We start from the raw sequence: 12,951 nt of genomic DNA, 5'->3' as shown, positions 1-12,951 counted from the left end.
TCTGGGGGTATAGCGGTCTGACGCCCACCAGCATTGGATTCCCGCCATGACCGATACCGTTCTCGACCGCTTCCTTCGTTATGTCGTCATCGACACCCAGTCCGACGCCAAGTCGAAGACGCAGCCGTCGACGGAAAAGCAGAAGAACCTCGGTCGCGTGCTCGTCGAGGAACTGCTGACGATTGGCCTTGCCGACGCCCATCTCGATGAAAACGGCTACGTCTATGCCACCATTCCTTCGAACGTGGACAAGCCGGTGCCGGTCATCTGCTGGTGCTCGCACATGGACACGGCGCCGGATTTCACCGGCACGAACGTCAAGCCGCAGATCGTCAGCAACTACCAGGGCGGCGATATCCGGCTCACGGGAGATCCGCAGCAGGTGATCCGCGTCGCCGACCACCCGGTTCTCAACGACCAGATCGGCAATGACATCGTCACGACCGACGGCACGACGCTGCTCGGCGCCGACGACAAGGCCGGGCTTGCCGAGATCGTCGCGGCCGCTCAAGTTCTCGTCGACAATCCCGAAATCAAGCACGGCACGATCAAGCTGCTCTTCACCACCGACGAAGAGATCGGCCGCGGCGTCGACAAGGTCGACTTGAAGAAGCTTGGGGCCCAATTCTGCTATACGGTCGATGGCGAAACCGCCGGCCATATCGAGGACGAGACCTTTTCCGCCGATGGCGTCGAGATCGTCATTCATGGCGTCGCCATCCACCCGGGCTTTGCCAAGGACAAGATGGAGAACGCCATCAAGATCGCCGGCAACATCATTAGCCGGCTGCCGCGGGAGGTTTCGCCCGAGGGCACCGAGGGCCGCGACGGCTTCGTGCATCCGACCGGCGTGACCGGCTCGATGGACAGGGCGCAGCTCGGCCTCATCGTGCGCGACTTCGACGAGGCGGGCCTTGCCTCGAAGGAAGCCATGCTCGAAGGCATCGTCAAGGACGTGATGAAGGCCTATCCGGGCTCCACCTACAGTTTCGAGGTCAAGCAGCAGTACCGCAACATGAAGGCCATCCTCGACCGCCATCCGGAGATCGTCGAAAACGCCATCGAGGCGATCCGCCGGGCCGGCATGCAGCCGGTGCGCGGCAGCATCCGCGGCGGCACCGACGGTTCGCGGCTCTCCTTCATGGGTCTGCCTTCGGCCAACCTCTTCGCCGGCGGCCACGCCTTCCATTCGCCGCTCGAATGGGTCAGCCGCCAGGACATGGAGCGCAGCGTAAAGACGCTGGTCGAGCTCGCCAAGATCTGGGCCGAACGCGCCTGACATAGTCCGGAAAACGGGGCGGCTTGGGTGCAATAGCCAGCCGCTCCTTCTCCAAAGGAGACGACCGATCGACACGACGCGAAGGAGGGTCAGGCGATGAGTACGGCGCGGGGCCCAAAACGCGCGCCGGCAAAGCCCGCTTCGCTGGCAACCAACCCGCCGACCTTCGAGCACATCGTCACCGGCGTCAACGAGACGTTCCTATGGCGTCTCGACAACTATCCCTGGGAACGGAACGTCTGGAACTTCCATCCGGAGATCGAAATCCATCTCATCCGCAAGGCCTCGGGCCTTGCCTTCGTCGGTGATCATATCGGCCAGTTCGGTCCGGGTTATCTCACCGTCATCGGCAGCAACCTGCCGCATGACTGGGTAACGGTTACCGAACCCGATGAGATTATCGAAGGCCGTGACATCGTCATGCAGTTCCACCCGGATCGCATGCGCGAGATCACCGACGCCCTACCGGAATTTGCCGAGCTTGAGGCCTTCTTCGCCCGCGCCGAGCGCGGCCTGGTGTTTCATAACGAAGCCCGCGCCAAGGGCGCCGATCTGATCGAACGTATGGGCAGCCTGAAAGGGCTCTCGCGCTTCTCGCTGTTCATCCAGCTGCTCGATCTGCTGGTCAACACCGAAGAATACGAGTTGCTCTCCTCGCCGGAATTCGCGCCAGAACTCGACCAACAATCGCTTGACGTGCTGCGCGGCGCTCTGGCCTTCATCTACGAGAACATCGCCACCGACATTCATCTTGCCGATCTTGCCCGGCAGGCCGGCATGAGCGAAACGGCCTTTTCCCGTTTCTTCAAGAAGAATACCGGCAACACCTTTACCGACCACGTCAACAAGCTGCGCATCTGGCAGGCGTGCAAGCTGCTTGCCGAAACCGACGTCCCGATCACCGACATCTGCTTCGAGGTCGGCTACCTCAACATCTCCAATTTCAATCGCACCTTCCTGCGCCAGCACAAGATGACGCCTTCGGCCTACAGGCGGCTGACAGGCCAGCGTCGTACTTCCCGTTCTTAGGCGCGTTTCACCCACCCAGGCGATGAATCCTTGCGTTTGCTGCGCTGCAAACGGCTGGCATCTGGAAATTTTCTGCAAGAAAGTACAGAATTGCCGCATCGCGCACGCTAGTTCGGCAGAGCGTAAGGCCTATCATCGAACCCAGCGAAACGGTTCGCTATGAGGAAAACGCACTGGATCTGAGGAGTATCCGGCGCGCATCGCAGACCTGGGGAGGTCTTTTCACAATGAAAAAAGCCAAAACGCTCGTTTCGAGCATCGCCTTCGCATGCCTTCTTTCCACAGGCCTGACGACTGTTGCGGTCGCTGCCGAATGCTCCGGCACGATCAAGGTGCTCGCCCAGCCGCGCGACGGCCTGACGCTGCTCGAAGACTACAAGTCCGAATTCGAGAAGCTCTCGGGCGGCGCATCCTTTGAGATCGACTATCTCAACGAAAACGACCGCCGCGCCAAGACCAAGGCGGACGCCTCGACCATCGGCAAGTACAACGTCTATTACATCGACGAGGCAAATGTGGCGCTATTTGCGTCGGCCGGCTGGGTCGCGCCGCTGATGGACTATTATCCTGATGACTACGACTACGCCGATTTCGATCCGGGCCGCCAGAAGGTCGCGACCTATGACGGCAAGGTCTGGTTTGCGCCGGTCACTGGCGGCGGGGACCTCATGGTCTACCGCAAGGACTTGCTCGAGGCGGCCGGCATTACGCCGCCGAAGACGCTCGACGAATATGTTGCCGCAGTGAAGAAGCTCAATCAGCCCGACCAGGGTATCTACGGCACAGCCCTTCGCGGCCAGCGCGGCTCGGGCGCCAATGTCTGGCGCTGGATGCCCTTCTTCAAGGGCTTCGGCGGCAACTGGTTCGACGGCAAGACGCCGGTCTTTGACGGCGAACAGGCGGTCAAGGCGACCGAGACCTATCTCGAACTCTTCAAGTACTCGGCACCGGGCAGCCAGACCGGCGGCTGGGACGAGGCGGTTGGTGCTTTTACCTCCGGCCAGGTGGCGATGCTGATCGAATCCACCCCGCTCGTCGGCATGGCGATCGATCCGAAGTCCTCGAAGGTGGCCGGCAAGGTCGGCTACCTGCCGCCTCCGGCACCGTTGACGGGCGGCGGCTACGGCCATGGTCTGGCAATCGGCATGAAGGCCAACAAGGATGAGGCCTCCAAGGCCTGCGCCGGTCTGTTCGTAGCTTGGGCGACCTCGAAGGAAAACGAGGCCCGGCGGCTCGAAGCCGGACAGTTCAGCGAACTCAATCGCACCAGCATCATGACCAGCCCGAAATTCGCCGAGCTCTACGGCCCCGATCTCGGCCAGGCGCTTGCTGATACCGGCAAGGTCACCGCCGTCAACTTCTGGCAGAACCCGCAATGGCCTGATCTTGGCGACCGCTGGGGCATCATCCTCGAGGAGCTGATCACCGGAACGCGCACCGACATCAAGGAAGGCCTCGACGAACTCGACGGCTTCGCCAAAGACCTGGTTGCCCGCAGCCAGTAAGCCGGTTCCTCCCAAGGGCCATCGGCCGGCAAAGCCGCCGGTGGCCCGCACCATCGGGGGCGTTCAAAGCCCAGCCGTAGGACTGATCACATGAAGCAGAAAAACAGCCTGCCGGCGGTGTTCCTCACCCCGGCCATGGGCATCCTTGCCGTTCTCGCCCTCGTGCCGACGGCCTATGCGATCTACATATCGTTCCAAAACCGGGAACTCAGCCGTCCGGACGGCAGCTTCGTCGGTTTCGCCAACTATATCGACCTTTTCTCGGACCGCCGCTTCATCAATGCGATCGGCGTCTCCCTGACCTGGGAAGCCGTGACCGTCGGTATAACGCTCGCCATCGCCGTCGGCCTTGGCATCCTGCTGTTCGAATGCGTCTCGCCGCGCACGCGCAACCTGCTGGCGCTCCTGTTTCTGGTACCGGTGATCCTGCCACGCGTTTCGGCCGCCTTCGTCTGGAAGTTCGCCTTCCATCCGCTCTATGGCATCGCCACCTATCCCTACAAGGCAATCACCGGTCAGCCACTCGATCTCCTGTCCAATCCGGCGACTGCACTTGCGACAGTCGCATTGGTCGATGTCTGGCAATGGGGCCTGTTCTTCGCCGTCATCGTGCTGAAGCTCCTGGAAACGCTGCCGCCCCAGCCATTCGAAGCGGCACGGCTGGACCACGCCCGCACCTGGGAGATTTACGCCTTCATCGCGCTGCCGATGCTGAAGGCGCCGCTGATCTCGCTTGCCTTCGTCAAGATGATCGAGTCGCTGCGCGCCTTCGACCTGATCTACGTAATGACCCGCGGCGGCCCCGGCATCGCGACCGAAACGCTCGACATGTACGCCTTCTCGCAAGGCTTCATCGAGTCCGGCCGGATTTCCTACGCCTCCAGCATGGCGGTTCTGATGATGATCGCCACCTCGATCGCCTTCACCTTCATCTGGAAGAGGGTTCAGTGATGACCGCCCACGCCCTTGGCCGCTTCATTGGCCGGCTCATCCTTGCCGCCGCCGCCTTCTCTGCCGTGTTTCCGATGTTCTGGACCGCGCTCAATGCCTTCAAGAACCGGGTCGACATCGTGACACCGACCCCGCTCTTCTTCTTCGAGCCGACGCTCGACAACTTCGCCTATGTGCTCGGCCGCGAAAGCGTCTTTGCCGGCCTCGTCAATTCGCTGCTGATATCGGGCGCTGCGGTGCTGATCGGTGCCGCTCTCGGCCTGCCCGCCGCCTATGCGATCGCGCGCTATCCCAACCGCTGGTCCCGCGACATTCAGTTCTTCGTTCTGTCGCTGCGCTTCCTGCCGCCGGTCGCGATCGCCATTCCGCTGATGGTGATCTGGCTCGATTTCGGCCTCTATGACACCCGCCTGTCGATGATCGTCACCTATTCGCTGCTGACGCTCGCGACCATCATCTGGCTGAGCGTCCCGGCCTTTGCGCGGGTGCCGAAGGAAGTCGAGGAGGCTGCCCGCGTCGATGGCTACGGTCCTTATGCGATCTTCTTCCTTATCGCGCTGCCGATTGCCCTTCGGTCGCTGATCGGAGCTGTCGCCTTTGCCTTCGTGCTCGTCTGGAACGAATTCCTGATTGCGCTGATGCTGACGACGTCCGACGCCAAGACGTTGCCGATCGTCGCCTCGGAGCTGACGCAACTCGGTCGCGACGTGCCCTGGGGCATCCTCAACGCCTCCGTCGTGCTGCTCTCCATCCCGCCGCTGCTCTTCATCGGGGTTCTAAGTGGCATGCTCAACAGCGCCTTCAAGCGCAAGACCCAATGAATCCCAAGACTGGAAAAACAAGGAAATCCTTCATGCAAGCGTTGGTCCTCGAGCAAAAAGGCAAGCTCGCAATCCGGGAGATCGATCTCCCGCTGGAACTTGGTCCCGATGATGTCAAGATCGCCATCGACACGGTCGGCGTCTGCGGCAGCGACGTACACTACTACACCCACGGCGCCATCGGCCCCTATGTGGTGCGCGAACCGATGGTGCTCGGTCATGAGGCGGCCGGCACCGTCGTCGCGGTCGGAAGCAATGTCGAAACGCTCGACGTCGGCGACCGGGTCTGCATGGAGCCGGGTGTTCCAGAACTGACCTCCCGGGCTTCCAAGCTCGGCATCTACAATGTCGATCCCAAGGTGCGGTTCTGGGCAACGCCGCCGGTTCATGGCGTGCTCGCTCCCTTCGCAGTCCATCCCGCCGCCTTCACCTACAAGCTTCCCGACAACATCTCCTTTGCCGAAGGCGCGATGGTCGAACCGTTCGCCATCGGCATGCAGGCAGCCGCCCGCGCGCGGATTGCACCGGGCGATGTCGCCGCGGTGATCGGCTGCGGGCCGATCGGCATCATGGTGGCGCTCGCAGCCCTTGCCGGTGGCTGCAGCCGTGTCTTCATCTCCGATTTCAGCGCGGAGAAGCTGGCGATCGCCGCTCAGTATCCGGGCATCATCCCGGTCAACATCGCCGAGCGGCCTTTTGCCGATGTCATCGCCGCGGAAACCGGCGGCTGGGGCGCCGATCTCGTCTTCGAGGCGAGCGGCAGCGCCAAGGCCTTTTCCGGGATATTCGATCTGGTCCGCCCGGGCGGTGCCGTGGTTCTGGTGGGCCTGCCGGTCGAACCGGTACAATTCGACGTTCCGGGCGCAATCTCCAAGGAAGTCCGGATCGAAACGGTGTTTCGTTACGCCAACATCTTCGACCGCGCCCTGCAATTGATCGCGTCCGGCAAGGTCGATCTGAAGCCGCTGATCACTGAAACCTTCCGCTTCGAAGACAGCATCAGGGCATTCGAGCGGGCCGCATCCGCCCGACCGACTGATATCAAACTACAGATCCACATGGACAGTGGGAAGGATTGAGCCATGGCGAACATCGTCTGCTCCAATGTCGACAAGCAATACGGCGCCGTTGATGTCATCAAGGATTTCAACCTCGATGTCGCCGATCATGAATTCATTGTGTTTCTCGGTCCATCCGGCTGCGGCAAGTCCACGCTGCTGCGCATGATTGCCGGTCTCGAAGACATATCCGGCGGCATCGTCTCGATCGGCGGGCGGGCGGTCAACGACCTGCCGCCTCGCGACCGCGGCGTTGCCATGGTCTTCCAGAACTATGCGCTCTACCCACACATGACGATCTACGACAACATCGCTTTCGGACTGAAGCGCATGAAGGTGCCGAAGGCGGAGATCGATACGCGGATTCGCGCTGTTTCGGGAACGCTCGGCCTCGAGCCCTATCTCGCCCGCAAGCCGACCGAGCTGTCCGGCGGGCAGCAGCAGCGCGTCGCTATCGCCCGCGCGATGATCAAGACGCCGCGGGTCTTCCTCTTTGACGAGCCGCTCTCCAATCTCGACGCGAAGCTGCGCAATCACATGCGGGTCGAGATCGCCCGGCTGCACCAGAAGCTGAAGACCACGACGATCTATGTGACCCACGACCAGTTGGAGGCGATGACACTTGCCGACCGGATCGTCCTGATGAAGGGTGGCGCGATCGAGCAGGTCGGAACGCCCGCCGAGATATACGAACGTCCGCGCACGCTCTTCGTCGCCGGCTTTATCGGCACACCCAACATGAATTTCATCGACGTGACGGCCGAAAAGACCGAAGGCAGCTGGCTGTTGCGCAGTGCGGGCGGCAGCTTCGCGATCTCGGACGACAGGTTCACGCTTCGCCATGGCCAGACGCTGGTGCTGGGCATACGTCCCGCCGACCTGGCGCCGGCGGAAAGCGGGCTCAATCGTGTCGAGGGCATCGCCGACCTGGTCGAGTTTCATGGTAACGACGCGCTCGTGACCTTTCTGTTTGCCGGCAAGGAAATTGGCGCACTGGTCAAGGCCAGCGGCTGCCCCAGGCCGGGGGAAGCGGTATCCTTCACAATCGAGCCAAACGGCTTGCACCTGTTCGACCGGGAGAGCGGTCTCTCGGTGCTGAGTACGTGAGCGGCAAGCAACAGCCCTGCCCCGACAGGACTGTTTGCCTTCAGGCCGCGTTGGCGAATGAGGCGGCCGGGAGCGGCCCGGCCGTCATCATCGTAAAATCGAAGGGCGCGCGAACGTCGGCATCGAGCACGTATTGGCGGTGCACACGCAGGAAGTCGCGCTTGATCCGGCCATAGCGCTCCGGTGACAGCATATGCTTGAGCCGGATGTAAACGATGGGCGGCTGAGGCGCATCGCCGTGTCCGGCAAGCGCCACCACCTGGCATCTGTAGAAATTGATCGCGTCGGTCAGGCACTGGACGTCGAACCAGAAGATATCCTTCACCCGGGCGATGGCGCCGACGCGCGCGCGCAACACTTCGGCTGAGCGCAGCAGCGCACATTGCAGGATCGCGCCGCCGAGCGTGACGAAGACGATGCGTTTTCCGGCAAAGAGGCCTGGCTCCCGCTCCACCAGGGCGCCGATCACCTGGGTGGCGATGCTGGAGCCCATGCTGTGAGAGCTGATGACGTACTCGTCGGCCGGTTCGTTGAGCGCGGCCCGCACGGATGCCAGGCTGTCTTCAACCCATTGCTTTAAATATGGTTTTTCCAGACGTGCAACGGCAACCGCCAGCTCCCAGTCGGAAAAGAGATGCAGGGTATGCCACCGCTCCGACCAGGGGAGAAACAGCTTGAAAAAGACCAGGTAGGCGACGATCGCGCTCAGGACGAGAAGCGATGATTCAAGCGCAAGCCAGTAGGGGGCGGTGCCGATCAACACGCTCCCCGCGACGCCAATTGCCACCAGCAGGAACGGAAAGAGAAAGAACAGGCCGAACCGCCAGGCATGCCGGAAGTAGCCGAATGCGCCGCCTTCCCAGACGACGCGCAGGGCGCTCAGGTAGCCCGCGACCATTCGATGCAGCGTGCCCCGGCCATTCAGGCGTCGGACGATCTCGTCGTGATCGAAGATGTAGACGCGGCTGGCCGTCTGCCAGTAGGCGCCCTGGCTATCCACGTCGAAATAGCGGCCGGGTCCCTCGCTCTCCACCTGCCCGACCTGAACATCGAAATCCTGAAGTCTCGCCGTCTTGACCGCCGATCGCTTGTAGCGCGCCTGATGCTTGACGGCATCCAGCGGCTCGAAGCCCGGAAAATGCAGCACGATGCGTTTCTTGACGTGCCCGGTCGATTTGTCGTGTGACAAGTGTTGATCTTTCAAAAGGCGGAAAACGCCCGCCCCCGGGCCTCCGAAGAGGCGCAGGAGCGGGCGCTCGATGAGCGCCGGGTGGTCCCAGCCTGCCGGAGACGTCAACGATCTCGGTGTCGAGAATATGGCCAAATGAAACGATGCAACGGCGTGCATGACAATTTCAATCGCGCCATCGCCTGACTACCCGTCACGCCACGGTCGCTGCTCGGCAAGAGCGCAGGCCACAGCCGCCAAACGACGACGCATTGAACCCGACTTTGGTCCTAAGGGAATCCGACGATTGTCCGGCCGTCGCCGGGGAAAGGTCTGGGAAAGCGTAACCAGCGCAGACGCGCGTTGACTGGCCATGCCGGCCATGAGCAAAGTCGAGCTTGCCGGTATCCGCCGGAGCGTGCCCACCCTGTGCCGCGACATCGCCAGAGGACTGAAATGCCCAATCGCCGGATTTTTCTTGCTGCATTCTTCTGGCCCGCGGTCCTGTTGGTGACGACCCTTCCCTACAAGCTCGATCTGACCCGTGCAGGCCTGTCGATGACCGAGACGGTCGCCCTCGCCAAGAACGGCAATAGTGGCGGCGGCAACGGCGGTGGAAATAGTGGTGGTAATGGCGGAGGGAACGGGAACGGCGGCGGCAATAACGGCAATGGCGGTGGCAACGGCAATGGAAACGGGAATTCCAACGAAAACCGTTCCGGCGGAAACTCCAAGGCCTCCCGTGCAAATGAAGACGCCACCGACGATGGCGAAACCGGTATCCGTCACAAGGGCGGCATAACCGAGCAAGTCAGGAAGGGGCGCTACATCATGAAGGATGCCCGCGGACGGACGATCATCAACCGGCGCGCGACATCAGCCGACAAGCAGCGCATGGAGACCCTGGCGCATTAGCACGCGCCGCCGATCAGCGTCGGCGGTGCGACGGTATCGGTCGGTCTCAGAGACTAAAGCTCGCGCGCGTCGCGCAGAACCATTGCCGCTTCGGTGCGGTTTGCGACCCCGAGCTTCGTCATGATCTGCGTCATGTGATGCTTCACGGTCTTTTCCTGCAGGTCCAGCTCGATGGCGACATGCTTGTTGCTCATGCCGGCGGCCACCAGGTGCAGAACCTCTTTCTCGCGGGGCGTCAGGGTTGCGACCAGACCGGATTTTCCAGGCTGGGCCGGGCCCTTCGTCGACAAAAGCTTGGCCGAAAGGGTCGGCGCCACGTAACGCTCGCCCGAAGCGACAGTGCGAATGACCTCGGCGAGCGCCGAGGCGCCGACCCCCTTCAGCACATAGCCGGTGGCACCCCGGTCGAGCGCCGTGGTCACGTCGTCTCCGTCTTCGGAAACCGTGAGCATGATGATCTTCTGCGACGGAGCGACCTCCAGGATCGCCGGTATCGCCTCCAGCCCGCCGCCCGGCATGGAGATATCCATGAGCATCACATCCGGTCCGAGGCTTTGCGCGATCCCGGTCGCGTCGTCCTTCGAACTGCCCTCGGCGACGATCTCAAACCCCTCGATCTCCGACAGGCTCCGGGTCACGCCTTCGCGAAACAGAGGGTGGTCGTCGACCACGGCAACGCGTATCCTTGACGTCATGATTGTCAGATCTCCTTGACGCTGGTCGTCATGCGAACGGTGGTGCCGGTCGGCTCGATGATGAGCTCAAACGTTCCGCCGAGACTTTCGATCCGTTCGCGCAGGCCGGCAAGACCAAGACTTGTGGGCGGAACTTTGTCCGGATCAAATCCGGGTCCGCCATCGGCGACCTCGATGGTGACACGGTCGCCGACTGTTCGTTGCGATACCTGCTGCCTCACGCCGCCGGCATGCCGGTAGCCGTTGTTGAGGGTTTCCTGCACGAAGCGGTAGATGCAGATCTTTGCCGCCTGCGACAGACGGTCCGGCGGATCGGCCAGGGCGAGCTCGACCGCCGCCCCTGTGCGCTGCTGATGGGCCTTCACGCAACGCTGCAGGATCTCTGCCAGTCCGGCCGTCTCGATCTGCGGCAGGACCAGGCCGCCGCAGATTGTGCGGATCTCCTGCATCGCCTCGTCGAGGCTCGCCTTGATCGCGCCGATCTCGCGCGCACGGGTGGCCGCCGGCGTCGCGTCGCGCTTCAAGGTCTCGCTGCCCAGTCTTAGCGAAGCATAGGCGACGAGTTGGGCGGGGCCATCATGCAGGTCCGCGCCGATGCGCCTCAGATAGCTTTCGTTCAACGCGGTGGCGCGCTGCGATGCGCGCTGCAGCCGGCCGCGCAACGTTTCGTTCTGCGCCAGCGATGCCGAAAGCTCGTCGACGCGCTGGGCGAGCGCATGCCGCTGGCTCTCGATCGTCTTGCTGCCCCGAAGCACGATCGCCGACAGCACGACGAAGAAGGCAAGCGTGAAGGCTGCGACCGCCAACCAGGTGTGTGCGCGCGCCTGATTGAGGCTTTGTTCGAAATCATTGGCCACCTCGTGAAATTCCGACACGGCCACCACCTGGCCGGACCAGGGCTGGAGCACCGGATTGTAGATGGCAAGCGCCGGCTCGGCCGTAGCCCTGTCCGCCGTCCCATCCCCGGCCTGGTCGAAGCGGGCGACCATTTTGCCTGAAAATGCCGTCTGAAGTTCCTCGCTTGGCTCCACCTTGGTGCCGACGGCCGCCTGGTCGCTCGAATAGAGAAGCGTGCCATCCGCACGCCAAAGGCGGAACGAGAGGAGGCGTTCGCCGAGCGCGCCCTGGCCAAGGGTCTCGTCCAGCGCACGGGCAACCGTTTCATCGAGCACTTCATTCGTCTGCATATCGGGCAGCAACGGCGCGATCACGCTGTCGACGTAAAGCGCCGTCGTTGCGGCGGAATTCCGGGTGACTGCGTCTTCGATCCTGTTCGATACGAAGGCGCCGACCAGAACCATCGCACAAGCGGCGACCGCTCCTCCGATCAGCAGGAACTGGGTGGCTAGAGATTGAGAATTCCAGCGGGTGATAAGCTGTTGGACGCGCACCAGGTCTCTCGGATCGGGCCGCCGGCTCGTGCGGCGCGACGATTGTAGCAAGGCCGCGCCAACCTAACCACTCTCATGACAGGGTCAATGGCGCAGCCATCGCGACCGAACTGTTCGGACCTTTGATGCTGCGGAATAGGACCTAGGTCCTAGGCGAAAAGGCAATGGTCGGGGGCCGATGGCGCCGTCTCGGAGGCGCAGATATCGTCTTCACATCGAACGTCGTGTCTCGATCCGTAAGCAAATGAGAACGACCAGTTGGAAATGAGGAGATTTCTATGCCTGTGACGAAGCTGATCGCCCGGAGCATCATGGCGCTGACGCTGGCAGTCGCGCCAATGGCTGCCGGTTCCCTGAGCCTGATCGATTCCGCCTACGCCAAAGGCGGCAATGGCGGCGGTGGTGGCAATGGTGGCGGCGGCGGTAACGGCGGGGGCAACGGTGGTGGCAATGGCGGGAGCCACGGTGGCGGTTCCGGCCACAGCAAATCCGACACTTCCCGCGGAAGCAAGGAAACGAGCACTGGCAAGTCCAGTGGAAAATCGCAGCACAAATCCGGGACCTCCGGCAGCAAGACCAAGGCGACCAAGGCAGCCAAATCGGCAAAAGCCGAGAAACCCGCCAAATCGGTCGTGGTTGCATCGGACCCGGTGGTCGATCCGGTAGTCGATCCCGTTGTGGCGCCCGGGTCTAAGCGAGGGTTCAACTCGCTCAACCGCAACTACCACGCCTATCTCAATTCAAACGATCCGAAGATGGCGGCCGTTTCCGCTTACGCAATCGCCTATGCGCAGTTCGAGGCGGAAAATGGCGTCGACGCCATCCCAGCCGATCCTGCGCTGAGCGACGAAGCGCTGCGCCAGGCGCTAGCGGGCTTCACCAAGGATGGCGTGGTAACCGACGACATGGTCGACGAAGCCAAGGGGATTCTCGGGGTCGGCCCCGCCGTTGGCAAGATCGACGAAATCCGCGGCACGCTGCCGCCGCAGACGGTGGTTGTTGTCGAACCGGAGCCGGAGACCGCCCAATAAC

The 12,951-nt window shown here is 62.4% G+C and carries 12 protein-coding genes; 9 read left to right on the top strand and 3 right to left on the bottom strand.

What is annotated here, in order from left to right; translation table 11 throughout:
* The first annotated feature begins 46 nt into the window (after positions 1–46).
* From pepT to IB279_RS14825, 7 genes are all read left to right on the top strand, one after another.
* Positions 47–1,279, top strand: a complete 1,233-nt coding sequence (pepT, locus tag IB279_RS14855; RefSeq protein ID WP_060517793.1) for a peptidase T — start codon at positions 47–49, stop codon at positions 1,277–1,279.
* A gap of 96 nt (positions 1,280–1,375) precedes the next feature.
* Positions 1,376–2,308, top strand: coding sequence for an AraC family transcriptional regulator (locus IB279_RS14850; RefSeq protein WP_113189119.1), 933 nt, complete (start codon positions 1,376–1,378; stop codon positions 2,306–2,308).
* A 227-nt stretch (positions 2,309–2,535) separates the two neighbouring features.
* Positions 2,536–3,813 (top strand): sugar ABC transporter substrate-binding protein, encoded by a 1,278-nt coding sequence (locus tag IB279_RS14845; protein ID WP_082566294.1) that lies wholly within the window; start codon positions 2,536–2,538, stop codon positions 3,811–3,813.
* Positions 3,814–3,903: 90 nt separating this feature from the next.
* Positions 3,904–4,764 (top strand): carbohydrate ABC transporter permease, encoded by an 861-nt coding sequence (locus IB279_RS14840; protein WP_060529313.1) that lies wholly within the window; start codon positions 3,904–3,906, stop codon positions 4,762–4,764.
* Positions 4,764–5,585, top strand: a complete 822-nt coding sequence (locus IB279_RS14835; protein WP_060517787.1) for a carbohydrate ABC transporter permease — start codon at positions 4,764–4,766, stop codon at positions 5,583–5,585. Before IB279_RS14840 ends, IB279_RS14835 begins: the two co-directional genes overlap by 1 nt.
* 32 nt (positions 5,586–5,617) lie before the next feature.
* A complete protein-coding gene (locus IB279_RS14830; RefSeq protein WP_060529311.1) occupies positions 5,618–6,664 on the top strand; it encodes an NAD(P)-dependent alcohol dehydrogenase in 1,047 nt (348 codons plus the stop codon).
* Positions 6,665–6,667: 3 nt separating this feature from the next.
* Complete coding sequence (locus IB279_RS14825) at positions 6,668–7,750, top strand: ABC transporter ATP-binding protein (RefSeq protein ID WP_060643622.1); 1,083 nt, start codon at positions 6,668–6,670, stop codon at positions 7,748–7,750.
* A gap of 40 nt (positions 7,751–7,790) precedes the next feature.
* Here the strand turns inward: IB279_RS14825 and IB279_RS14820 are convergent, their stop codons facing one another.
* Complete coding sequence (locus tag IB279_RS14820) at positions 7,791–9,098, bottom strand: hypothetical protein (RefSeq protein WP_246801951.1); 1,308 nt, start codon at positions 9,096–9,098, stop codon at positions 7,791–7,793.
* 276 nt (positions 9,099–9,374) lie between these two features.
* On the opposite strand from IB279_RS14820, the gene IB279_RS14815 reads away from it, so the two are divergent.
* Positions 9,375–9,833, top strand: a complete 459-nt coding sequence (locus IB279_RS14815) for a hypothetical protein (protein WP_034787769.1) — start codon at positions 9,375–9,377, stop codon at positions 9,831–9,833.
* A 53-nt stretch (positions 9,834–9,886) separates the two neighbouring features.
* Here the strand turns inward: IB279_RS14815 and IB279_RS14810 are convergent, their stop codons facing one another.
* Both IB279_RS14810 and IB279_RS14805 read right to left on the bottom strand, forming a co-directional pair.
* Complete coding sequence (locus IB279_RS14810; RefSeq protein ID WP_034787767.1) at positions 9,887–10,528, bottom strand: response regulator transcription factor; 642 nt, start codon at positions 10,526–10,528, stop codon at positions 9,887–9,889.
* Between the two features lie 5 nt (positions 10,529–10,533).
* Positions 10,534–11,919 carry a sensor histidine kinase gene (locus tag IB279_RS14805; protein WP_034787765.1) on the bottom strand — a complete coding sequence of 462 codons (1,386 nt, stop codon included), beginning with the start codon at positions 11,917–11,919 and terminating at the stop codon, positions 10,534–10,536.
* Positions 11,920–12,197: 278 nt separating this feature from the next.
* Here IB279_RS14805 and IB279_RS14800 point away from each other — a divergent pair, with 278 nt between their 5' ends.
* Positions 12,198–12,950 carry a hypothetical protein gene (locus tag IB279_RS14800; RefSeq protein WP_176960302.1) on the top strand — a complete coding sequence of 251 codons (753 nt, stop codon included), beginning with the start codon at positions 12,198–12,200 and terminating at the stop codon, positions 12,948–12,950.
* The last annotated feature ends 1 nt before the right edge of the window (position 12,951 follow it).

The sequence above is a fragment of the Ensifer sp. ENS06 genome, from assembly GCF_014852205.1.
GTDB lineage: Bacteria > Pseudomonadota > Alphaproteobacteria > Rhizobiales > Rhizobiaceae > Ensifer > Ensifer adhaerens.
The sequence above is the reverse complement of the archived record's forward strand: the minus strand, read 5'-3'. Positions and strand labels throughout refer to the sequence as shown.